Origin of the sequence: Arthrobacter sp. KN11-1C (genome assembly GCF_052180225.1) — a bacterium.
Classification (GTDB): domain Bacteria; phylum Actinomycetota; class Actinomycetes; order Actinomycetales; family Micrococcaceae; genus Arthrobacter.
Genome location: NZ_CP197467.1, coordinates 1,759,354 through 1,780,831, shown reverse-complemented (window position 1 = coordinate 1,780,831; position 21,478 = coordinate 1,759,354). Strand labels below are relative to the sequence as shown.

Sequence of the window (21,478 nt, the reverse complement as noted above, 5' to 3'; positions counted from 1 at the left end):
GCGACACGAAAGGGCCTGCCCCAATCTCAGCGGGCCTGGAAGCCCAGGCCTGATCCCGATCGTGCCAGGATGTGGCCCCGGCTCCCGCTGAGCCGGAACCAGCGGCCGTTGCGGAAGAGCCGGTGTTCCCCGTCGCCAAGGAAGCCGAGCGCCAAGGCCGCGAACGCCGCGCCCGCGGGCACGCCGTAAAGGCCCGGAATCTCCCGCCCCCACACCGCGGCCCTGGCGTTGTTGACGATCAATGCGCCAGGCTGTTCCGGAACAATCCCGGCCACCGCGGCAATGCCCGCATTCGCTACAGACTTCAGCTCGGCGTCGGGCACGGAACCCAGCGGCTCCCAGCCGCCGCGGGGTGCCCCGACTCCCGCCCACGATTCGGAAACGGTCGACGGCGGGATCGGCAGCTCGACGTCGTCGGCACCGGAACGCGCCAAGCGGTCCAGGACCGAGGACAGCGTCACGGTCACGTCGGCGTGCGCGTCATCGGCGAGGGCGATGGTCCGTAGCCCGAGAATGGTGGGGGTCGATTCGCCCAGGAGCCGGGGCCTCAAAACGCACACATATGCAGCCAGGACCCGCCCGGAGGCCTGCAGCCGGATGGCGCCATCGTCGATGCTCTTGGCACGCGTGACATAAGTGCGGAGGTCCGCCAGATCACGGGGATCGACGAAATGGAAGGACTGGGTCAATACATCGGACACATCATCGACTCTACCGGCATGTCCGCGGTTGAGAGGGGTCAGGGTGGCGTCTAGAGTCGAACCATGACTGACGCGCATGCCGGCCTGGACCATCAGGTTGCCCTTGAGGACCCCACATCCACCCTCATCGAGCTGTTGTCCCTTGCCGACTTCGACGGCGCGAGGACAGCCGAGGACATCTTCCTTGGACCGTCGCAGAAACAGCCGCGCCACCGGGTGTTCGGCGGCCAGGTGCTCGCCCAGTCACTCGTGGCCGGCATGCGCACCGTAGAGGAGGACCGGACGGTCCATTCGATGCACGGCTATTTCCTCCGTCCAGGAGATGCCAACCAGCCCATCACGTTCAGCGTTGAACGACTGCGTGACGGCCGCTCATTCTCCGCACGCCGGGTGCACGCCTACCAGGAAGGCCAACCGATCCTGTCGATGATCGCGTCCTTCCAGACAGAAGCCGAGGGCGTGGAACACCAGGCCTCGATGCCCGCAGGAATCCCGGATCCCGAAACCCTGCCGAGCACCGCGGAGCTTCTGCAGAAGTACGACCACCCGCTTGCCCGCCACATGTCATTCGAGCGGCCCTTCGATGTCCGCCACGTGGATCCCGCGATCTACGTGGAAGCGCCCGAGGACCGGGTAGCCAGCAATGCCGTCTGGATGAAGACCTTCGGCCCGATGCCCGACGATCCCAACCTTCATCTGGCTGCCCTGGCGTATGCGAGCGACTACACCATCCTGGAATCGGTGCTCCGCAAGAACGGATTGAGCTGGATGACGCCCGGAATGAGCGTCGCGAGCCTGGACCACGCCATGTGGTGGCATCGCCCGGTCCGCGTGGACGAATGGCTGCTCTACGTGCAGGAGTCCCCCAGCGCCCAAGGCGCCCGCGGACTTGCCACGGGCAAGATCTTCAGCCGGGATGGCCAGCACGTCGCCACGGTGGCGCAGGAGGGCATGCTCCGGATCCCGTCGTAGCTGCCCGCGACGCTGCCGCAATTCGGCCGAGATTCTGCGCAGCTTGTGCGAAACACAGAAGGCCGGCGCCCCGGAAGAAAATCCTCTTGGATTCTATGGGGGCGCCGGCCTTTGTGGTGCAATCCGCTTTTAGTCGCGGGTCAGCTTGCGGTGCGTGACGCGGTGCGGCTTGGCAGCGTCCGGACCGAGGCGTTCCACCTTGTTCTCCTCGTAGGACTCGAAGTTGCCCTCGAACCAGTACCACTTCGACGGGTTCTCCTCGTCGCCTTCGTAGGCGAGGATGTGGGTGGCGACCCGGTCGAGGAACCACCGGTCGTGCGAGACCACGACGGCGCAGCCGGGGAACTCGAGCAGTGCGTTCTCAAGGCTGCTGAGGGTTTCGACGTCGAGGTCGTTGGTGGGCTCGTCAAGAAGCAGGAGGTTTCCGCCCTGCTTCAGGGTCAGTGCCAGGTTCAGGCGGTTGCGCTCACCACCGGAGAGCACCCCGGCCTTCTTCTGCTGGTCCGGCCCCTTGAAGCCGAAAGCCGCGACGTAGGCACGCGAAGGCATCTCAACATGGCCGACCTGGATGAAGTCCAGTCCGTCCGAGACGACCTCCCACAGGGTCTTGTTTGGGTCGATGCCGCCACGGCTCTGGTCGGCGTAGGAGATCTTGACCGAGTCACCGATCTTGAGGTCGCCGCCGTCGAGCGGTTCCAGCCCGACGATGGTCTTGAACAGCGTGGTCTTGCCCACACCGTTGGGACCGATGACACCGACGATGCCGTTACGGGGAAGCGTGAACGAAAGCCCGTCGATCAGGGTCCGGTCATCGAAGCCCTTCTGCAGGTTCTTCGCTTCCAGAACCAGGCCGCCCAGACGCGGTCCCGGCGGGATCTGGATTTCCTCGAAGTCGAGCTTCCTGGTGCGGTCAGCCTCGGCTGCCATTTCCTCGTACCGGGCCAGACGGGCCTTCGACTTGGTCTGGCGGCCCTTGGCGTTGGAGCGGACCCACTCGAGTTCCTCGGTGAGGCGCTTGGCCTGCTTGGCGTCCTTCTTGCCCTGGATTTCGAGGCGGGCGCGCTTCTTCTCCAAGTACGTGGAGTAGTTGCCTTCATACGGGTAAAGGCGTCCTCGGTCTACTTCACAGATCCACTCGGCGACGTGGTCCAGGAAGTAGCGGTCGTGAGTGATGGCGAGGACGGCACCGGGGTAGGAAGAGAGGTGCTGCTCCAGCCACAGCACGCTTTCGGCGTCCAAGTGGTTGGTGGGCTCGTCAAGAAGCAGGAGGTCAGGCTTTTGCAGCAGGAGCTTGCAGAGCGCTACCCGGCGGCGCTCACCACCGGACAAGACAGTCACGTCGGAATCGCCCGGCGGGCAGCGAAGCGCATCCATGGCCTGCTCGAGCTGGGAATCGATGTCCCACGCATCTGCAGCGTCGATGGCTTCCTGGAGGTGGCCCATTTCCTCCAGCAGGGTGTCGTAGTCGGCGTCCGGGTTGGCCATTTCCTCGGAGATCGCGTTGAAGCGCTGGATCTTCGAGTAGATCTCGCCCACGCCTTCCTGGACGTTGCCCAGGACGGTCTTTTCCTCGTTCAGGGGCGGCTCCTGCAGGAGGATGCCCACGGAATAGCCGGGGCTGAGGCGGGCTTCGCCGTTCGACGGTGTGTCGATACCAGCCATGATCTTCAGGATCGTGGATTTGCCGGCTCCGTTCGGGCCAACGACGCCGATCTTCGCGCCAGGGAAGAACGACATGCTGACATCGTCCAGGATTAGTTTTTCGCCAACGGCCTTGCGAGCCTTGGTCATCGTATAAATGAATTCCGCCATGCCGTTAAATCTAATGGGTGGCAAGGCATAACTCACATTCGGCCCTGCTAGTGGGAATCCCCGACGAAGCATTTGCCGCTGGCCAACACGGGAAGGACCGACACTGAAACCTGGCCGTCCCTGATCTCGCCCATCACACAGTCCTTGTCCAGTTTGGCCGCGGTCTCGATGGCGTCGACATCCAGTCCCGTTGGCGTCTTGCTCGCGGACACCTCGACGGCAGAGGCGGGGATGCCTGCCGAAACGAGTTGCGATCGCAGCGCATCCTGTGCCGGTTTGGGCGTTGTGGCCACAACGGTTTTGAGTACGGACTCCATGGTCTGCTTCAGGGCCGCAGTCCCAGGGCTGAGCGAAGCCGATGCCCCAGGGCTTGCAGCACCTGGTGTGGTAACGGGGGTGGCGCTGGCTGTACGCGATGGGGTCGGCGATGAAGCCGGGGTGCTTGCTGACACGACAGGAGCAGGCGGCGTGCAGCCGGCTACCAGCCCGGCCACGAGCAAGGGCACCGCAAGCAGCAAAACTCGGCTTCCGGCCGCTTGGCGGCGTACTGATGGTTTTCGCGGCGTTCCCCTGCTCATCACCCGGCCATTCTGCCATGCGGCGCGCTACCCGGTGCGCCGCATGGCAACCGCGGAGGTCCGTGGCATCTGCCGTTTCAGGCGCCGTCGTCATCTGGGGACTGGGTCACGTCAGGCAGTCGCGTCCACAAGTTCTCCGGTGCGGGTATCAACGAGAACCGACGCGCCGCCTTCTTCAGCCGACAGGACTACTTCCCGCTCGGCTGCGGCATTGCCATCCTCGTCGTCCTGCAGGCCGTCCTCACTATCATCATCCGCCGAAGGCCAGGGATTCTCCGGCACAACCTCCGGGGCCACCGGTATGTTCTGCGGGATGGTGCTGCTCGAGGTCCGGATGAAGTTCGCCGAGCCCCACATGAGATCGTGCCCCACCGATTCCGCGACGATTTCGGCAACATGATAGATCTTGCCGTCGTGTTCCCATTGCCTCAACTTGAGTTTCCCGACCACGATGACGCGCTGGCCCTTCTTGACGCTGCATCCAATGTTGCCCGCGAGATGCCTGAACGCCTCGACGCTGAACCAATTGGTGTTGCCATCCACCCAGGCATCGTTGGCGCGGTCGAACCTGCGCTCCGTGGAACCCAGCCGGAACGAGGCAGTTCCCGTTCCACCCGGCGTCGTCGAACTTTTGGGTTCCGTCGCAACGAAGCCCCGGACAGTGATGATGTCGTTCATGGTTGTGTCCTAACGTGAGTTGAGCTGCCTGTCTGGCCCTTTCAGCTTCACGTGCCGCGCAGGTCCGCGGCAGTATCCACTTCGCGTATGTGGATAGCCGGACCGGATGCCCGCTTGTGGGGGACGAGTCACGCCCGAAACCGGGCTGACAACAAGGGCAGCCGCCGCGATGTAAACTCTTGGTGGCGCCACAGCCACGTGCTGTTCGTGCGCCGCCTGCCTCGGTAGCTCAGAGGATAGAGCAGGAGCCTTCTAATCTCTTGGTCGGGGGTTCGATTCCCTCCCGGGGCACCCAAAGAGCGGCTCTGACCTGCGGAAACGTGGTTCAGAGCCGCTCTTGGGCTTGTCTATCAAGGCGCCGCGCGGAAGGCGGTGCCTGGAAGCCGTTCACCGGCCTGCGGCGCTGATTTCCCGCGCACCGATCCAACTAAGGCAGTGTCAAAACAAGCGGGCCATCTGCCGTGATAGCCACCGTGTGTTCGCTGTGGGCCGCGCGGCGGCCGTTGGCGGAGCGCAGGGTCCACTGGTCGTCGTCGTGGTAGTAGTCATCGCTGCCGCCCAGAATCAGCATGGGCTCTATAGCGATCACCAGGCCCTCCACGAGCTTCACTCCACGGCCCGGCCGGCCGATGTTCGGCACGGTCGGCTCGGCGTGCATGGTCCGGCCAATGCCGTGCCCGCCGTGATCGGCAAGGATCCCGTAGCCGCTGCGCTTGGCTTCCCCGCCAATGGCATACGCAAGGTCGCCCATCTTGTTTCCAATCCGGGCAGCCTCGATTCCACGGGCGAGGGCGGCATCCGTGGCGTCGATCAGCTCCTGGTCCACCGGATCCGGAGTGCCCACGATGAAGCTGACCGCCGCGTCCCCGCACCATCCCTGCACAAAGGCCCCGCAATCGACGCTCAATAGGTCGCCGTCCTGCAAGACATATCCGTCCGGGATCCCGTGCACCACGGCGTCGTTGACGCTCGTGCAAATGACCCCCGAAAACGGCGTCGGCGCCCAACGCGGACGATAATCCAGGAACGCAGGCGTGGCCCCGGCAGCCTCAATGAAAGCGGCAGCCACATCATCGAGTTCCTTGAGCGACACCCCGACGGCGGCGTGCGAACGAACCGCCGAAAGAGTGTTCGCCACCACTCTCCCGGCTTCACGCATGAGCGCAATCTCCTCTGGCGCCTTCACCATGGACACTGAGGCCTCCAAGCATAGGAACAAGGGGCCGGAAACGGCCACCGGACGGACTCCTCCCACTCTATGGCCGCCGTCGTCCGAGTCAACCGGGCGGCGAATCCGCTGCGACCCACGAGTTGTCCTGAAGTCGCGGTATGGAACCCCGAAGAATCGCAGTCATCCGGGAACGCTTGCAGAAAGAGGCGGATCCCGATCGAGCGCAAGCGGCCCAGGCGTACATGAAATCATCGATGCCTTCCCTCGGCGTCAGGGTCCCTGTTGTCCGTCGCTTGGTGCTGGCGACCGCGAAGGAACTGCCTTTCGGCTCCCCTGCCGAAATTCGTGACGATGTCCGCCTGCTGTGGCGGGAGGCCACATGGCGTGAAGAACGCTACGCGGCGATCGACCTGACCTCGCTCACGTCCGTCGCCAAGGATCTGGAGATGTTGCCGCTGTACGAAGAGATCATCCGCACAGGTGCGTGGTGGGACTTCGTTGACGGCGTTTCGGACCGTATTTGCGCCCTTCTACAACACCACCGGGGCACGATGACCCCACTCCTGCGGACATGGGCAAGCGACGATGACTTCTGGATCCGTCGCGCGGCCATCACCTCCCAGCTCAAGGCAAAGTCCGCCACGGACCAGGATCTTCTCGCCACGGCGCTGGACGCCAACCTGGGCGACAAGGAGTTCTTTATCAGGAAAGCGATCGGGTGGACCTTGCGGGAATACGCCAAGACCGATCCCCAGTGGGTTCGGGGCTACGTGGAAACCCGAAAGACCAGGCTGAGCCCGTTGTCCCTCCGTGAGGCGATGAAACCCCTCGGCTGAATCCGATTCAGGACTTCGGCTTGAGCCTGAGCTTCAGAATCCCGCGGCGAGGGCGGAACAGCACGTGGGTTTTCTTGTCAAAGAACACTAAATAGGCGATGAAAGAGACCCCTATGGCGATGGCCACCCCGCGCACCACCTCGATCGGGATCCATTGGAAGACGCTCAATTGGTCGGTCAGCGCGATGAGGGTGAAGAAGGCTGTCAAATAGAAGACCGTCCGAAGCTGGGCGCCGTCGGCGATGCCGGTCACCGCAAAGAACACCAGCAGCCACACCATGTACCACGGCTGGATTACCGGCGCGAGGACTACGACGGCGGCGAAGGCCCAGGCCATCCTGCGGAGCACGGTCTTATTGAATTCGGATTCCTGCTCGAGCGGCGCGGGCATTCCGATTCCATGCCCGGGCGTCCGCACAGCGAGCCAGACGATCGCAAGCGCCGAAACCGCTGTTCCGGCGGTCTGGATAACATCCGTCACGGGAACGCCTGGACCACCGAATAGTCCGACGACGAGTCCCGCCAGGTGTGCGAGCAAGCCCACCGGCGCGTACCAGATCCAGACGGCGCCGGGGGTCTGGAGGGCACCCAGCCAGCCGAATCCCAGTCCGTTCACCAGTCCCGCAGCGGCGAGGAGCCCCAGGGACAGACCCAGCGTGGCCGTCCAACAGAGCATCCTGCGTCCCCAACCGGCTCGGGAACCTGCCCACAGCAGTCCGGCAAAAGGCAAGGCAATCAAAGTGATCGGCTTGATGGCGATCGAGGCCGTGATCAACAAGATTCCAAGCACGGGGCGTTTGACCGAGGCGAAGTACAGTCCTGCAACAACCAGTCCCAACATCAGGGAATCGTTGTGCGCGCTGGCGATGAAGTTGATCAGGAGAACCGGGTTGAGGACTCCAAGCCAAAGTGCCCGCTCCGGGTTCACTCCGTGGAGCGCAGCCAAGCGGGGAACGTACACAGCGAGGAGTATGACCCCTGCGAGGGCAGCCAGGCGGAAGGGAATGAGTGCGAGCTCGGGGACGCCGGCGCTCACCCACACGGCACCCTGTTCGATCCAGAGCCACAGCGGACCGTACGGGGTTGGTGCTTCCGTCCACAACTTGTCCGGCCCGAGTGAAAAGTAATTGCTCAGAGCCGAGATGCCGTTGGTGTATGGATTCAGGCCTTGCTCCATGAGCCGGCCTTGGCCGATGTAGGCATATGCGTCCCTGCTGAACAACGGCAAGCTGAACATCATCGGGAGAGCCCACATCCACAATGCGCGCCGCAGCACGGGACGTGAGGACGGGTTCCATCCGCCGATCCGCTGGGCAAGGCGCAGCCAGGAGCGGAGGAGCAGGAGTGCACCGAGGCAGAGCATCACCGTGCATACGATCACACCAGCCGGGGACGTCCGGGCCATGATGAAGAGGGGCGTACGGATCAGGGAGCCGCTGGTTGTTGCCATCCAGCCGACTCCTACCGAACCTGCCACCATCAGCAAAGACCCGACGAACCCTTGGACGATTGCCGTCCTTGCCGCTTTGGCTATCACGGTGCCGTGTACCGGGGCGTTGGAGTCGCCAAGCGCCTCTGGATGAGCCAACGAACTCCCCACCTCACGCTCACGAAACTTCGACGTCACCATCAAACAAAATCCTGTCCGGTTCCCTGCCGCGTCCGGCCAAAGTGGTACTGCCTGCTGCCATGGATTAATGCAACTGTAGCATCGCCGCCCCTGTCCCTCCGGGGCCAGCCGGACCATGGGTCTGCCCGCGAAAGGGGCCTGAGATAGGATGAACTGGGCTCTGGTTTGATCCCGAAGACCCATAGCCACACTGGTTCCGCGTGAAATTCAAGGAGCCGATGTTGTCTGGAACGGCTCCGGCCGTTACGGCTTGCGACACCCTGCGACACCGACTACCTAGCAAGGATCCTCCCATTTCCACGGACTCATTCTTCAGCGCGCTCACACGGTTCCGTCACCGTGTTCTTCCCCCTTCGCTGGAGGCAAGGCTCAATTCCCCCAAAGGCCTGCTTGTCGGCTTCTGCGTCGTGCACTTGGTCTTCCTGGTGTTCGCGCTGATCCTTTCCCTGCGCGGCGAGGCCTTTAGCGACACCTTCATCTACCGGGACTGGACCTCCGCCGGGTTCCGGGATGAGAATCTCAGCGGTGGGCCCAGCCCTTGGGTCTACCCCGTTCTCGCCTTGGTGCCTATGGCCATCGCGGGCTTGGCTGGACCCGGCCCGTTCTTCTTTCTCTGGGTACTCATGATCACTCTGCTCAACGGCGTGGCGCTCTCCAAGCTCACGGGACGGGGCCGCCGTCGCGAGGCCATCCCGGCGGGATGGTGGTGGCTGGTCTTCGTCTTCATCATGGGCTGGCTGGGGTTCGCCCGGGTGGACGGATTGACTGCCCCCATCGTGCTGATCGCCTTGGCGTACGGCGTATCGCACCCTTTCATTGCCTCGACCCTCCTGAGTATCGCCACCTGGATGAAGGTTTGGCCGGCCGCCGTCATGCTTTCGCTCTTCACCGTGGTCAAGCAGAGAACCAAAGTGGTGGCTGCCGGAATTCTCACCAGCGTTCTGGTCATCGCCCTCACGGCTGCCGTGGGTCAACTGCCCAGGCTCCTTAACTTCCTGACCCAGCAGGGCGATCGTGGCATGCAGTTGGAAGCCACCTTCACCACTCCTTGGTTGTGGCTCTCGGTCCTCCATGTGGGTGGCTCGAGGATGTACATGAACACGGACATCAACTCGATGCAAGTGGATGGTCCCGGCACCGCCTTCATGTCCTTCCTCATGCAGCCCCTTCTCGCCCTGGCCGCGATCCTGGTGGCCGCCCTGACCTTCTGGGCACTCCACAACGGCAAGCGAACCGGCGGAGCCGACCGAACCGAACTGTTGTTGGCCGGATCCCTCACGATGGCCACGGCATTTGTCGCGTTCAACAAGGTCGGGTCACCCCAGTTCATGGTGTGGCTCGCGCCCGCCGTCGCGGTCGGGCTTGCCCACAGCTGGAAGGAATGGCGCGTTCCCGCGGCGATGCTCATCGCCATTGCAGTGGCCACATACTTCATCTACCCCCTCTTCTATGACGCACTCAGCCACAACAACCCCTTGATGGCCTTGGTTTTGACGATACGAAATGTCCTGCTGGTGGTCCTGTTCTGCTGGTCCGTGCGCCGCCTGTACCTTTTGGGCAAGAAGATCCCGGCCAACGAACCGGCCGCCGCTGCCAAGGAGTCCTGAGATTTCCGTTCGATTCTTTGACGGGCTGGCCCGCGTGCGCGACGCCGCCCTGCCGCCTGCCGCCGTCGCCTGGTTCGGCCGTCCGTCCAGCGTCTGGTGGGGTTTCGCCGCCGTCCATGTGTATTTCCTAGGTTGGATGGCAAGCTTCTTCCTGTCCGGAAACACGTTCAGCGACACAGAGCAGTACCGCCAATGGGCGACGACCGGCTACAACCCCGCCGACCTCCACGGGGCGATCAGTCCTTGGGTATACCCGGTGCTCGCCCAGATTCCGATCTTCCTGGCCAACATCGCCGGCCCCGGCCCGTATCTGCTGGTGTGGACGCTGATCATCACTGCGCTCAATGCCGCCGGCTTGTTCATCCTGACGCACGGCCCGCGAAAGAAAGCGGGAATTGCTCCCGCGTGGTGGTGGCTGTTCTTCACCGTTTTCATGGGCTACCTGAGCTTCGCCCGGGTCGAGGGCATCACGGCCCCGATCGTGTTGGTCGCGCTGCTGTACGCCGCGACGCGGCCCGTGGCAGCAGGCATCCTCCTCAGCATCGCCACATGGATCAAAGTCTGGCCGGCTGCTGTCCTGGTACCCATCGTCATCGCGAGCCACCGCAGGCTGCGGATCATCGCGTGCGGGGCCGCCGTAACCGCGGCCGTCGCACTGGGCACCTACCTTTCGGGCGGCCTGCCACACATCCTCGACTTTTTGACCAACCAGGGCGAACGCGGCATGCAACTGGAAGCCACGTTCTCCACCCCATGGGTCTGGTTGAGCGTGCTCAACCTCGGCGGCTCCAAAATCGCGGACAACGTCGCCATCAATTCCACCGAGGTGTACGGCCCGGGAGCCAATGTGGCGGCATTCATGATGCAGCCGCTCTTGGTGCTTGCCGCCGTCGCCGGCTCCGCCCTTTTGATTTGGGCCCTTCGGCGTGGCGCCGAAGCGGAAGAGCTGTTCCTCGAAGGCGCCCTCATGATGACCACCGCATTCATCGTGTTCAACAAGGTGGGCTCGCCGCAATTCATCATCTGGCTTGCGCCGGTGGTTATCGCGGGGCTGACCCACGATTGGAATCGCTGGCGGGTTCCCGCCGCGCTCCTCATGGGGATCGCCATGACGACTTTTGTGATCTACCCGTTGTTCTACACGCCGCTGATCCATGCCAACCCGGTGATGGCAGCGGTGCTCACCACACGGAACGTGCTTTTGGTTGTCCTGCTCTGGTGGTCCGTGCAGCGGACGGTGGAACTGGGCCGCAAGTCCGGCGCAAGAACTGCTATTCGGAGCGCCTGAGACGCTGCTCGAGCCGACGGAGCAGCTGCGCAGGAGTGGAACGGATCAGCAGCCTGCGGGTGTGAACATCCAACACCATCAGGTAGACAGTGAATCCCAGGGCCACCAGGAATGACAGGGAGGATACCTTGACGTTCAACTCCACGAAGGACAGCACCGAAATCTGGTCCTGCGCTCCAAACGCGACGAAAAACGTGACCGCAATATAGAGGGATTTGATCTGCCAGTCGTCCCTGATTCCCGTGACCGCGAGCAGCGGGATGAACCAGAGGATGTACCACGGCTGGATGATCGGGGAAAGCATGACGACGGCGGCAAACGCCAGGGCCGCGCGGCGCACCAGCCGTGAATAGTCGCCGCGGAACATCAGCACCACCACCAGCCCGATTCCGATCCACTTCATGAGGGTCCGGAGCCCCGTGGCCATGGTGGACCCGGGCAGGCCCAGGAGATTGGCGATCATCTCGACCTGCTGGCCCAGGAAGCCGGAGGGAGAATATCCCGTGTAGCCGGGTGTGGGATCGAGGATGGCCCAGACCCAGCCAAAGCCAAGGTTGTAGGGAATTCCGCTCACTGCCAGGACCGCAAAACTGATACCCGCCGTCGTGCCCCAGAACAGGAACTTGCGGGGCCAACTCGCGGCAGGGCCAGCCCACATGAGTCCTATGAAGGGCAAGAGAAGCACCGTGATCGGCTTGATGCCGATGGAAGCCGTCACCAGCAGGAGCCCGGTGATATGGCGTCCCGTGGCTGCGAAGTACATTCCGGCCACGGCCAGGCCCACCATGAGGGCATCGTTGTGGGCGCTGGCCACGAAGCTGATGAGAAAGAGCGGGTTCGCTACGGCGATCCACAGCGCGCGGCCGGGATTGATTCCGTGCATTTCGGCGAGCCTGGGGACATAAATCACGCACAGCACCACTCCGACGGTTGCCAGAACGCGAAAGAGCAAAACGGAAAAATCGGGCTGGGCGTCGGTGATGCCCACCACCCATCTGGCCAGCCACAGGAAGTAGGGCCCGTATGGCGTCTTGGCTTCTGCCCAGGCCGGATCGGCTCCCAGCGAGAACCAGTTGCTGAGCGAGGAAATGCCCGCGGTGTACGGGTTCTGGCCTTCCAGCACCAGCCTGCCTTGGCCGGTGTAGGCGTAAACGTCGCGGGAATAGATGGGCACGGCAAACATCAGGGGCGCCGCCCACGCCGCAACGGCGACAACCACGGATCTGAGTGAGCCGGGACCCCAGTCCTTGAGTCTTTGCCCGAGCCGCAACCATGACCGGACCAAAAGCATGGCGCCCGCCGTCAGCAGGATGGTGGAGGTCGTCACGCCCCAGCCCTCAGTGCGCAGGGCAATGACAAGGGGGTGCCTGAACATGGGCGAGCCGTTGGCGATCCAGCCGGCGCCGATCGAACCGACGAAGATCATGAGGGATCCAAAGAATCCTTGCCAGATTGCCACGTAGGCCTTCACCTGGCCGGGGATTCCAACGCCGAAGTGCGCGGAATTCGGGGAATAGAGACCTGCGACGGCCTTCTCCGACGGCGCCGCGGGTTCCTTTGCTTCATCCCGGCTATCTGAGGTGCCCACGCCCGTTCCGCCTGCCGTCATGATATTCCAGTCCCTACCTACATTGGTCCAGCTCATCGATGCAGGCAACAACCGCTCGACAACGGCCCAGTTTACCAGCAGCACTACGCCGCAGGCGCGGAATGGAGCGCCCCGCCACCCTCCCCGCGCGCCCGAACGGTAGGCTGGGCCAGTGCCTATTACAAATGAACGCATCGTCTGGATCGACTGTGAGATGACCGGTCTCGATCTGGAAAACGACGCCCTGATCGAGGTCGCGGCCCTGGTCACCGATTCGGAGCTGAACATCCTGGGTGACGGCGTGGACGTCGTCATCAAGCCTGAGGACGCCGCGCTTGAGCAGATGAACGACTTCGTCCGCGACATGCACACCCGTTCGAAGCTCTTGGACGAGCTCCCCCATGGCAAGACCATGGCCGAAGCCGAAGCAATCGTCCTGGAGTACATCGAGAAGTGGGTACCGGATCCGAAGAAGGCGCCGTTGGGTGGCAACTCGGTCGGAACTGACCGGATGTTCCTCGCGCGGGACATGCCCACCATCGTCGAACACCTCCACTACCGGGTCATCGACGTCAGCACCATCAAGGAACTCTCGCGCCGATGGTTCCCCCGCGCATACTTCCAGTCGCCTGCCAAACATGGCGGCCACCGCGCGCTCGGCGACATCAGGGACTCCATCGACGAACTGCGCTACTACCGCGAAGCTGTGTTCGTCCCGGCTCCCGGACCTGATACCGCAACGGCCCAGAAGATTTCCAAGCAGATTGCAGCGGGTCCGGAGACGCCGGCAGGCACGTGATCTGCGGCACGTTTTCGGGAATTTTCAACCAAACGGCCAAAAGTGGCAAAACCATTCCCCAAGACGGGGTATAGTTTTTGTCGTTGCCTTCGCAGCTAACGGGTCATTCCGAAAGCATAAAAGGCACATGGTGGGCGTAGCTCAGTTGGCAGAGCGCCTGGTTGTGGTCCAGGAGGTCGCGGGTTCAACCCCCGTCGCTCACCCTCACGAGATCGGTAGCAGTTTATCGATCGCAGCCAAAGGCCGTACTGGTTATCCAGTGCGGCCTTTGCTCTGTCCGGGCCGATGTCGGCCATTCCAGACCCGAGAACCAGAGGAACACCTGACATGACCGTCCTGCCAGTCACCATCTGGGGCGAGCCCGTGCTTCACCGCCGGGCGAGCGAAGTGGAAGTGTTCGACGACGAACTGCGCGCCTTGATTGCCGACATGTTCGAGACGAACGACGTCGCCAACGGCGTAGGGTTGGCCGCACCCCAGGTGGGGGTCGGAAAACGGATCTTCATCTTCAAATACGCGAATGAGGACGACGCTCCGGACGAAGGCGTTCTGGTGAACCCGGTCCTCACTCTCTCCAAGGTCCCGGGCGCGCTTCCCGATCCCGAGGAAGACGTCGAAGGCTGCCTGTCATTCCCCGGGGAGCACTACCCCCTCCAGAGGGCCGAATGGGCCCGCGTCCAGGGCTTCGACGGCTACGGCAACCCGGTGGATTTCGTCGCCACGGGTTGGTTCGCGAGGATCATGCAGCACGAATTCGACCACCTTGACGGCAAGCTCTACGTGAACCGCCTGGTTGACCGCTACGCCAAGAAGGCCATGAAGCAGGCAAAGAAGAACGGCTGGGGCGTGCCCGGCCTGAGCTGGATGCCGGGTGTCGACCCGGACCCCTTCGGACACTGAGCCATGGCCGGCATCGCGCAGGACGAATTGTTCGGGCTTCTCGACATCCACGGTGAGGACGCCGTGGAGTGTGCCTCGCTGCTGGCGTCACCTCCAGGAGACGGCACCCGGCGGGCCCTTGCAAGCCTTGACTCCCGCCTGGGTACCTTCCCGAGCACGTCTGCGTCCGCGGATGGCTGCAGCGAAACCGACTGGATCGAGGCGCTCTTGCGCTTCGCACCTGTGGTCCACCGTCATCATCTTTCCCTTGGCATCCCACCGGAAGCATCCGCCGTGATCCTGGCGGATGTGGGACTGAACCTCCGCATCAACCGACGGGTTCATGCACGCTTCGGCCTGGACACGTGGGCGTGGCTGACCCTCCACATGGCCGGAAACATCTTCCGGATCGGCCGCTTGCAATTCCACCTTGTCCGCGGCGACGCGGAAGCCTCGGGCGACGCGGGTGGCTCATGGGTGCTGGGCGTGCACATTCCGGAGGATGGCGGCCTCTCCCCTGCCCTCGTGGACGCGAGTTTGAGCCAGGCCCGGGAGTTCTTCGACCGATACTTCCCGGACAAGGCGGTTTCCGTGGCGAGCTGCGACTCCTGGATGCTGGATCCCTACCTGGCCCTTCAACTGCCGCACAGCAACATCGCGTCTTTTGCCCGCCGATTCACCGTGGACCGCTGCTCAGATGCTCCGAGCGACGCCGTCTACTTCACGTTCCGGCAGCGGGGAATGGAAAACCTCGATCGGCTCCCCCGCGAGACTTCGCTTCAGCGGGTGGTCCTGGAAAGGATCGACGACGGCGGGGTCTGGCAGCTTGGCCACGGCCATCTGGCGCTTCCCCCAGCGCGGAGGACCCAGGCTTGACGCGGCCTGAGGCGGCTACATCGCCCTGATGGTCTGCTGGCCGGGGCACGAGTCCAGGACGCGCTTCATGGCGTCCTTCTCCGCTTGGGTGACCCAAAGCCGGTAGGCGGCTTTGACGGAAATCTGCCGGGCGACGTAGTGGCAGCGAAAGCCCTTGTTGGCAGGGAGCCAGCTCGCGGCGTCGCTCGCGCCCTTCTTCACATTGGCGGGACCATCGACCGCAACCAGGTTGAGGGGGTCATTGGCGAGGCTTTGGCGCTGTTTGGCAGTGAGCTGTTGGGCGCCTTTCTGCCAGGCGTCCCCGAGAGCCACCACATGGTCGATCTGTACGGCCGAGCTGCTTTCGGAGCCCCTGCGGAAGTGGATGTCCTGCCCGATGTACGGCTCGCGTAGTTCCCCGGACGCGATCCTGCATTTCGAGCCCGCCGTGAACTCCGTTGCCGTCAGATCGCGCCTCAGGATGTCGTTCCTGGTATCGCAGCCGTTCCGGTCGACGTCGAGCCATGCCTGGCCGAACTCGTTGCGGTCGTAGTTGTCCTTGGCGGCACGCCCCTTCACGGGAAGCGCCTCAAGGGCATCAACGGCTGGACCGACGGGTACCGGCTGAACAGCGTCCACCGGCTTCATCCAACCCGGATCAAAGACGGGAGCTTCCGTGGGTCCGTTGCCCGGGTCTTGGCCAACGTCGAACTGGCCATTGGTGAAGAACCATCCGATGCCGGCCAGTCCACCCGCGACGATGACTATCACCAACACCCAGGCCTGCCGGGACTGGCGGCGGGCGCGTCGATACGCGGCCCAGGTGGTGCTCAAGGGATTGCGTCCTTTCGGGGAGGAATACGTCCCTTGAGACTAGATCAGGGCTCAGACACCGACGTCGATATCCCCAGTGTGGAGGACAAGTCGCGGCCTACTGCTCCTTGGTGACCCGTTTCAAGTCGTCGGCTGCCAGCTCCAGAAGCGACCCCAACTGGATGACGCGGTCCTCAGCGATATCACCCGCTGCGTGTGCTGCCTTGGCTTCGTCGAGCAGCCGCTGGGCTTCCTTGAGGTTGGCGCGCGCGACGTCCAGGGCGTGTTCCAGGGTTGTTTCGTGTTCCAGAATCTTTTCGCTGTCCATGCGTCCATTCTTGTCAGGTTTCCCGGCTGATACCAGCGCATCAGCCGGGAATACCCTGTGTCTTTCCTGGCCCGGCCAGCGCCGTTCAGACGCCGGCGGGCTCCAATGTTGCCTTGGGCTCAAGGTCAACGGCAACGCCGCGTGCCGGGAACGACGGCGGGTTCACGCCGGCCATTTCCTCCATGACGCGTACTACCTGGCAGGAGTAGCCGAATTCGTTGTCGTACCAGACGTAGACCACGAGGTGCTTGTCGGTGGCGATGGTGGCCAGGCCGTCCACGATGCCTGCACGACGGGAACCCACGAAGTCGGTGGAGACGACCTCGGGTGAGTCGATGAAGTCGATCTGCTTGCGCAGCTCCGAGTGCAGGGACATCTCGCGGAGGTAGTTGTTGACCTCGTCCTTCGTGGTTCCCTTTTCAAGGTTCAGGTTCAGGATGGCCATCGACACGTCCGGGGTGGGGACGCGGATCGCGTTTCCGGTCAGCTTGCCCTGCAGTTCCGGAAGAGCCTTCGCCACTGCCTTGGCCGCACCCGTTTCGGTGATGACCATGTTCAGGGCAGCAGAGCGGCCGCGGCGGTCGCCCTTGTGGAAGTTATCGATCAGGTTCTGGTCGTTCGTGAAGGAGTGCACGGTTTCCACGTGGCCGTGGATGACGCCGAACTTGTCGTTGAGCGCCTTGAGCACGGGGGTGATGGCGTTCGTGGTGCAGGACGCCGCGGTGACGATCGTGTCCGTGTCCTCGATGGAGGAATGGTTGATGCCGTGGACGATGTTCTTCAGATCGCCCTTGCCCGGAGCCGTGAGCAACACGCGGGCCACACCCTTGCTCTGCAGGTGCTGGGACAGGCCCTCGGCGTCGCGCCAACGGCCCGTGTTATCGACCACCAGGGCGTCCTTGATCCCGTAGGCCGTGTAGTCGACGGTGGAGGGGTTGTCCGAGTAGATGACCTGGATCTGCACACCGTTGGCCGTGATCGTGTTGGCGGCCTCGTCCACGCGGATGGTGCCTTCGAAGGAACCGTGCACCGAGTCGCGGCGCAGCAGGCTGGCACGCTTGACGAGGTCGTTCTCAGCGCCCTTGCGGACCACGATCGCGCGGAGCCGCAGGCCGTGCCCGCCGCCGGCCTTTTCGATCAGGAGGCGGGCCAGCAGGCGGCCGATGCGGCCGAAACCGTAGAGCACGACGTCGGTGCTGGTCCGGTCGTCCGCGCCGCGGCGCCCGACAACTTCGGCAAGTTCGGCGCGGAGGAAGTCTTCCAGGGGCGTTCCCGCAGCCTCGGCCTTGTACTTCTCGTTCAGGCGGGCGATGTCGATCGCAGCGGCCCCGAGGTCAAGCTGGGCGAGGATGTTCAGGAGCGGCGCGGTTTCTTCGAGACGGAGTTCGTCCTTGCTCATCCGGCGCGCGAAACGGTGGGCTTTCAGGATGTTCATCGACGACTTGTTGATCAAGCTGCGCCCGTGGATGCTCGTCACCACGTTGTTCTCACGGTACAGCCGGCCGATCACCGGAATCATGGCCTCGGCCAGCGCTTCGCGGCCCATCCACGTATCAAGACAAGAATCTGATGACTGGCTCACAGAACTACCTTCCTAGGGTCAGCTACATACGTCCTCGTACGTAGATGGCGGCCGCCCGGAGTAATCCTGCGGCACTGGCATCGGCGGGACTTCGGTCTGCCCGGACACCTCGAACGCTGCAAAGAAAAACCGCCGGCTGCGAACGCAGAACCGGCGGTGGAACTTCTACGTTCACTGTCCATTCTAAGGTCTGGCAGGGGAGGCCTTGGCCGCCGGAATGCGTGAAATCACTCACACAAGGCTGAGGGATGGGTTGACCGATACGCCGGGTTCTGTCCTCCCGCGCCGTTGCCGGCGAAGGAGTGGCGACCATCCATCTACGAACGCCGTTGCCGACGCCCTCCAGCGGCCTACCCGGACACTCGGGCGAGCAGCCCTCGATCGTGCCCTGTCTGGCCTTGCTCCGGGTGGGGTTTACCTAGCCTCCCTGGTCACCCAAGGAGCTGGTGGTCTCTTACACCACCGTTTCACCCTTACCTGCTGCCCGCCTGTGCTGGCACAAGCGGCGCGGGCGGTCTGTTCTCTGTGGCACTGGCCTGCGGGTTACCCCGAGTGGGCGTTACCCACCACCCTGCCCTGTGGAGCCCGGACGTTCCTCGAGCCACTCACGTGGCGCGCGGCCGCCTAGTCAACCCATCCGCCGTCCAGTCTACCGGCGTCGGGCGCTCCGTATTTCCGGAAAGCACTCCCGGGCTGAACGTCTGCCAGATGGCTCCCGTATTGCGGCTAATATCGACTGGTGCTGATTCTGCTGCCGCCCTCCGAAGGCAAGACCCCCGCTGAGAAGGGCTCCGCCGTCGAATGGGAGTCCCTGAGCTTTCCGGAACTCAACAGCTACCGGGCCAAGGTGCTCGACGCGCTGGGCCTGGTCAGCGCGCATGAGGACGCCCTCGCCCTCCTGGGGGTGGGCGCGTCCTTGAAGGACGACGTCGAACGCAATACCCGGCTCCACGACGAACCCGCGGCCCCGGCCCACCAGGTATATTCCGGGGTTCTCTACGACGCGCTCGGCTACAAGACCCTGACACCGGCGCAGCGCCGCAAGGCGGTCGAGTCGATCCTCGTGGTGTCCGCCCTGTGGGGCGCCATCGGCTTCGGCGACCACGTGCCCGCCTACCGCTTGTCCATGGGAACGGCACTGCCCGACGTCGGGCGCCTCGCCTCGTTCTGGAAGCCGCAGCTCACGCAGGCCCTCGCCTCGCGCGTGGAGGGCGAGCTGCTGGTGGACTGCCGCTCCAGCACTTATGCCGCGGCCTGGGCTCCGCCGGCGGCGCAGACAGTCTCCGTCAACGTCTTTTCCGAGTCCCATGGAAAGCGCACCGTGGTCAGCCACTTCGCCAAGCACACCCGCGGCGAACTGGCCCGGCACTTGTTGAACCGTCGAGGCAAGGCGCCCGGAACGCCCGGACAGTTGCTCAAGGCCGCCTCGGAAAAATGGACGGCGGAGTTGACGGAAGGCACGGCGCGCAAGCCGCACACCCTCAGCATCATCCTCCCCAACTAGCTCGCAGTTAATGTCGTTTTCAGGGCTGAAAACGACATTAAGTGCGAGTTAGTTGGGTGGGGAACAGGCGGTTAGTTCCACTCGGCGGAGCGCACCAGGATGCAGCCGGAATCAGGGCAGAACACGATCTCGTCCTCGGCCGCAGCCTTGACCTCGGCAAGGTCGCCGGGGCTGAGGGTCATTCCCGAGCCTTCGGACTTCCCGTGGAACAGCCTGGCGGCCCCGACGCCACGCCTGGCGAGGGTCTTTTCGTAGATGGCCACCATCCCGGCGTCGAGCCCTTCGGCGAAACCGGACCGCTGGGCGCGCACCTCGGCCTCTTCGGCAACGATCTCGGCGATCGCGGCGTCCAGCTCGGCACGGATCCCGGAGAACGAACCCTGGATGTCATCGACGATCTGCTGTTGCGCGGCTTGGCGCTCCCTGAGTCCGTCCAAGCGTTCCAGGATTTCCAGCTCGACATCCTCGAGGTCCGAACGGCGCTTGTTCAGTGACGCGATATCGCTTTGCAGCGCGACAAGGTCCTTGGAGAGTCCGGTGCCGCTGTTCAACCTTGCTTCGTCCCGTGCAATGCGGCTAGCCACTTGCTCGACGTCGGCCTCTGACCTGCGCAGCTCTGTTTCGGCGTCGTGGACGGCAAGTTTCGCGGTTCCGAGCGCACCGTTGGCCACACTGAGGGCGTCCTGCAGGTCGGTGATGCGGGGGTCGGTCTCCAAGGTGCGACGGCGGTTCGCCAAGGATTTGAGCTTCGCATCCAACCCCTGCAGTTCGAGCAATTTCAACTGTTCCGCCGGTGCTGCCTTGGCCACGCTTACCTCCGCTTGATCGTGCCGGGGTTGGTATTCAGCCCCAGCCAGGCCTCGGGCCTGCTTGTGTCGACTCTATCGCCTAGACTGCTCCCCTGCCTCGCACACCAGGCTTAGCCGGGAGTCAGGATGAAGTCCCACGGATCGCTGTTGGTGGTTGCCACACGGATCTCGACGTCGTGGCCTTGGTCCGCGAGCACGTTGCCGAGCGCTTCGGCCGCGGCCGGCAGCCAGAGCCACTCGCTCGCGAAATGCGATACGTCAATGAGGTACGGCCTGCCGTCAACGGCGGCTTCGCGCGCCTCGGACGCCGGGTGGTGCCGCATATCCGCGGTGACGTAGATGTCCGCCTGGCTGGCGCGGACGGCGTCGAAGAGGCTGTCGCCGGCACCGCCGCAGACGGCTACGCGGCGCACGAGCCCGTCCTTGTCCCCGGCCACCCGCACGCCTCCGGCCACTGAGGGCAGTATTTCGAACACGCGTGCGGCGAAGTCTCCCAGGGTCATGAGTTCGGGCAGGTCACCGACCCTGCCGATCCCCTCTTCCGGCAGTCCGTGGGCAGCAGGCGCCAGCGGAACCACGTTGTCCAGTCCGAACGCGTCGGCGAGGACATCCGAAACGCCTCCGACGGCGGAGTCCCCGTTCGTGTGCACGGTCAGCAGACCGGTACCCGACTCAATAAGCCGATGGACAGCCAGGCCCTTGGCGCTCGTGGCAGCTACGGAGGTGACGCCCTTGAGCAGCAACGGATGGTGCACGACGAGGAGCTCGGCTCCCCATTCGATGGCCTCTTCGATAGCGGCGAGGGTCGGATCCACAGCGAACATGACCTTGGAGACGGCGGCGGTTGGCCGTCCGACCACCAGTCCTACCTCGTCCCATTCCTCGGCGAGCGATTCCGGCCAGAGCTCCTCCACTGCCAAGAGGACCTGACCGAGCGTTGGGGTACCTGGCGTCCCGGCCGCACCATTCTCCGGTTCTTCGCCGGATCCTGTGTCTGCAACCGCGGTGTTCACAGCTTCCATGCATTACATTCTTGCGCATCCGGCGG

At 63.7% G+C, this 21,478-nt stretch carries 20 protein-coding genes, 2 tRNA genes and 1 other RNA gene; 10 read left to right on the top strand and 13 right to left on the bottom strand.

The features are described 5' to 3' along the window. Nucleotides 1-26 precede the first annotated feature (26 nt). Nucleotides 27-701, bottom strand: coding sequence for a hypothetical protein (locus tag ACSBOX_RS08355; protein WP_442545588.1), 675 nt, complete (start codon nucleotides 699-701; stop codon nucleotides 27-29). Between the two features lie 63 nt (nucleotides 702-764). Between ACSBOX_RS08355 and tesB the strand changes: the two genes are divergently transcribed. After that, nucleotides 765-1,673, top strand: coding sequence for an acyl-CoA thioesterase II (gene tesB / locus ACSBOX_RS08350; protein ID WP_442545587.1), 909 nt, complete (start codon nucleotides 765-767; stop codon nucleotides 1,671-1,673). Nucleotides 1,674-1,802: 129 nt separating this feature from the next. Here tesB and ettA read toward each other — a convergent pair whose 3' ends face one another. From ettA to ACSBOX_RS08335, 3 genes are all read right to left on the bottom strand, one after another. Next, a complete protein-coding gene (gene ettA, locus ACSBOX_RS08345; protein WP_078108659.1) occupies nucleotides 1,803-3,485 on the bottom strand; it encodes an energy-dependent translational throttle protein EttA in 1,683 nt (560 codons plus the stop codon). A gap of 47 nt (nucleotides 3,486-3,532) precedes the next feature. Further along, a complete protein-coding gene (locus ACSBOX_RS08340; protein WP_416030512.1) occupies nucleotides 3,533-3,802 on the bottom strand; it encodes a DUF6993 domain-containing protein in 270 nt (89 codons plus the stop codon). Between the two features lie 372 nt (nucleotides 3,803-4,174). Beyond that, entirely contained in the window at nucleotides 4,175-4,741 is a 567-nt protein-coding gene (locus tag ACSBOX_RS08335) for a single-stranded DNA-binding protein (protein ID WP_442545586.1), read from the bottom strand. A 218-nt stretch (nucleotides 4,742-4,959) separates the two neighbouring features. Between ACSBOX_RS08335 and ACSBOX_RS08330 the strand changes: the two genes are divergently transcribed. Next, a tRNA-Arg gene (locus ACSBOX_RS08330) sits at nucleotides 4,960-5,032 on the top strand. Nucleotides 5,033-5,168: 136 nt separating this feature from the next. On the opposite strand, the gene map is transcribed toward ACSBOX_RS08330, so the two are convergent. Then, entirely contained in the window at nucleotides 5,169-5,936 is a 768-nt protein-coding gene (gene map, locus ACSBOX_RS08325; protein ID WP_442545585.1) for a type I methionyl aminopeptidase, read from the bottom strand. A 134-nt stretch (nucleotides 5,937-6,070) separates the two neighbouring features. Here map and ACSBOX_RS08320 point away from each other — a divergent pair, with 134 nt between their 5' ends. Then, the gene (locus ACSBOX_RS08320) at nucleotides 6,071-6,748 is read left to right on the top strand and encodes a DNA alkylation repair protein (RefSeq protein ID WP_442545584.1); all 678 of its coding nucleotides are present in this window, start codon (nucleotides 6,071-6,073) and stop codon (nucleotides 6,746-6,748) included. A gap of 7 nt (nucleotides 6,749-6,755) precedes the next feature. Here ACSBOX_RS08320 and mptB (ACSBOX_RS08315) read toward each other — a convergent pair whose 3' ends face one another. Continuing rightward, a complete protein-coding gene (gene mptB, locus ACSBOX_RS08315) occupies nucleotides 6,756-8,378 on the bottom strand; it encodes a polyprenol phosphomannose-dependent alpha 1,6 mannosyltransferase MptB (RefSeq protein WP_442545583.1) in 1,623 nt (540 codons plus the stop codon). A gap of 293 nt (nucleotides 8,379-8,671) precedes the next feature. Here mptB (ACSBOX_RS08315) and ACSBOX_RS08310 point away from each other — a divergent pair, with 293 nt between their 5' ends. Beyond that, complete coding sequence (locus tag ACSBOX_RS08310; RefSeq protein WP_442545990.1) at nucleotides 8,672-9,985, top strand: glycosyltransferase family 87 protein; 1,314 nt, start codon at nucleotides 8,672-8,674, stop codon at nucleotides 9,983-9,985. Nucleotides 9,986-10,019: 34 nt separating this feature from the next. Then, on the top strand, nucleotides 10,020-11,273 hold the full coding sequence (locus tag ACSBOX_RS08305; protein ID WP_442545582.1) for a glycosyltransferase 87 family protein: 1,254 nt from the start codon (nucleotides 10,020-10,022) through the stop codon (nucleotides 11,271-11,273). On the opposite strand, the gene mptB (ACSBOX_RS08300) is transcribed toward ACSBOX_RS08305, so the two are convergent. After that, complete coding sequence (gene mptB, locus ACSBOX_RS08300) at nucleotides 11,257-12,882, bottom strand: polyprenol phosphomannose-dependent alpha 1,6 mannosyltransferase MptB (RefSeq protein ID WP_442545989.1); 1,626 nt, start codon at nucleotides 12,880-12,882, stop codon at nucleotides 11,257-11,259. The two genes, ACSBOX_RS08305 and mptB (ACSBOX_RS08300), sit on opposite strands and share 17 nt — an antisense overlap. Before the next feature lie 193 nt (nucleotides 12,883-13,075). On the opposite strand from mptB (ACSBOX_RS08300), the gene orn reads away from it, so the two are divergent. The 4 genes from orn (at nucleotide 13,076) to ACSBOX_RS08280 (ending at nucleotide 15,415) form a co-directional block, all read left to right on the top strand. Beyond that, complete coding sequence (orn, locus tag ACSBOX_RS08295; protein WP_442545988.1) at nucleotides 13,076-13,660, top strand: oligoribonuclease; 585 nt, start codon at nucleotides 13,076-13,078, stop codon at nucleotides 13,658-13,660. Between the two features lie 130 nt (nucleotides 13,661-13,790). After that, a tRNA-His gene (locus ACSBOX_RS08290) sits at nucleotides 13,791-13,863 on the top strand. 124 nt (nucleotides 13,864-13,987) lie between these two features. Further along, a complete protein-coding gene (def, locus tag ACSBOX_RS08285; RefSeq protein WP_442545581.1) occupies nucleotides 13,988-14,560 on the top strand; it encodes a peptide deformylase in 573 nt (190 codons plus the stop codon). Nucleotides 14,561-14,563: 3 nt separating this feature from the next. Next, nucleotides 14,564-15,415: an acyltransferase domain-containing protein gene (locus ACSBOX_RS08280; protein WP_442545580.1), complete on the top strand. Its 852-nt coding sequence runs from the start codon at nucleotides 14,564-14,566 to the stop codon at nucleotides 15,413-15,415. Nucleotides 15,416-15,430: 15 nt separating this feature from the next. On the opposite strand, the gene ACSBOX_RS08275 is transcribed toward ACSBOX_RS08280, so the two are convergent. The 4 genes from ACSBOX_RS08275 to rnpB form a co-directional block, all read right to left on the bottom strand. Continuing rightward, nucleotides 15,431-16,228, bottom strand: coding sequence for an HNH endonuclease family protein (locus ACSBOX_RS08275; RefSeq protein ID WP_442545579.1), 798 nt, complete (start codon nucleotides 16,226-16,228; stop codon nucleotides 15,431-15,433). Between the two features lie 97 nt (nucleotides 16,229-16,325). Then, nucleotides 16,326-16,535, bottom strand: coding sequence for a hypothetical protein (locus ACSBOX_RS08270; RefSeq protein ID WP_442545578.1), 210 nt, complete (start codon nucleotides 16,533-16,535; stop codon nucleotides 16,326-16,328). Between the two features lie 85 nt (nucleotides 16,536-16,620). Then, nucleotides 16,621-18,081, bottom strand: a complete 1,461-nt coding sequence (locus ACSBOX_RS08265; protein WP_442545577.1) for a glyceraldehyde-3-phosphate dehydrogenase — start codon at nucleotides 18,079-18,081, stop codon at nucleotides 16,621-16,623. Between the two features lie 281 nt (nucleotides 18,082-18,362). Continuing rightward, nucleotides 18,363-18,753, bottom strand: an RNA gene (gene rnpB / locus ACSBOX_RS08260) — RNase P RNA component class A. 103 nt (nucleotides 18,754-18,856) lie between these two features. On the opposite strand from rnpB, the gene ACSBOX_RS08255 reads away from it, so the two are divergent. Then, nucleotides 18,857-19,621 carry a YaaA family protein gene (locus ACSBOX_RS08255; protein WP_442545576.1) on the top strand — a complete coding sequence of 255 codons (765 nt, stop codon included), beginning with the start codon at nucleotides 18,857-18,859 and terminating at the stop codon, nucleotides 19,619-19,621. Nucleotides 19,622-19,692: 71 nt separating this feature from the next. Here ACSBOX_RS08255 and ACSBOX_RS08250 read toward each other — a convergent pair whose 3' ends face one another. Beyond that, the gene (locus tag ACSBOX_RS08250) at nucleotides 19,693-20,430 is read right to left on the bottom strand and encodes a zinc ribbon domain-containing protein (protein ID WP_442545575.1); all 738 of its coding nucleotides are present in this window, start codon (nucleotides 20,428-20,430) and stop codon (nucleotides 19,693-19,695) included. Nucleotides 20,431-20,540: 110 nt separating this feature from the next. Next, nucleotides 20,541-21,452, bottom strand: a complete 912-nt coding sequence (locus ACSBOX_RS08245) for a Nif3-like dinuclear metal center hexameric protein (RefSeq protein WP_442545574.1) — start codon at nucleotides 21,450-21,452, stop codon at nucleotides 20,541-20,543. Nucleotides 21,453-21,478: the final 26 nt, after the last annotated feature.